At 24.3% G+C, this 922-nt stretch carries 2 protein-coding genes; both read left to right on the top strand.

The genetic code is table 11. The features are described from left to right. On the top strand, positions 1 to 596 hold a 596-nt coding region (locus IEX62_RS24310; RefSeq protein WP_188778831.1), incomplete at its 5' end, for an LAGLIDADG family homing endonuclease. Further along, positions 597 to 920, top strand: a complete 324-nt coding sequence (locus tag IEX62_RS24305) for an LAGLIDADG family homing endonuclease (protein ID WP_188643240.1) — start codon at positions 597 to 599, stop codon at positions 918 to 920. Positions 921 to 922 lie beyond the last annotated feature (2 nt).

Genomic DNA, 922 nt, shown 5'->3' with positions numbered 1-922 from the left:
ATTTATCTTTTATTGCTATTTTATTTTCAATTGTAGTTGTGTATTATTATATCTTACTACATGTTAATTTTTCATCTAACCTTCCTACGATAGGTGTTATTCATCAAAACGCTTTAAAGAAATCAAATAAGGCTTTAAGATTAGATAAACAAGAATATATATCCATTCCTTCATCATTTTTAGCTTTTTTAGCTGGATTGGTTGATGGTGATGGGTATATTCAAGTAACTAAAACATCTAAAGGTTTCATAGCAATTAAGTTAGTTATATCTCTTCATTTAGAAGATCTTTCTATTTTAGAATATATTCATTCTGTTTTAAAAATAGGTAAGATAAATATTTATAAGGATTTAAGAAGTCCAACTTGTAAATTAGTAATTAATAAAACGGATCTACAAGAAATATTGTTCCCATTGCTTATGTATAATAAGATTTTTTTCTTAACTAATACTAGAGCAGATCAATTTAACTTAGCTATGTATATATTCAAAAATGATATTAAGATGTATAATCAAATTCCCGATAACACACCTGCTGTTTTTGAGATACCTAAAAATCCTATTGATTACACATTATTGCCTTTTTTTAAAAATTGAATAGTCGGATTTACATGTTCTGAGGGTTCATTTTTTATTAAAAGTAATAATGATGGTTGTTTTCAATTAAAACAGAGAATACATACTAATTTATTTGAAGCCTTTAAACTAATGTTTAATACTAATAGAAAAATAGATACAACAAATAATTTTAATCAATTTGGTGTTAGTTCTAAATCTGATATACAAAAAGTTATAAATTTCTTTTCATTTTCAGGTTTACATCCTTTAGTAGGGTTGAAATATATTCAATATATAAAATGGTTAAATAATTTACGAGAAAGTTTGCGTTATAGTACCTTAAATTATCCTGATGCAAAATAATG

It is taken from the genome of Paenibacillus hunanensis (assembly GCF_014645615.1).
Lineage (GTDB): Bacteria > Bacillota > Bacilli > Paenibacillales > Paenibacillaceae > Saccharibacillus > Saccharibacillus hunanensis.
The sequence above is the reverse complement of the archived record's forward strand: the minus strand, read 5'-3'. Positions and strand labels throughout refer to the sequence as shown.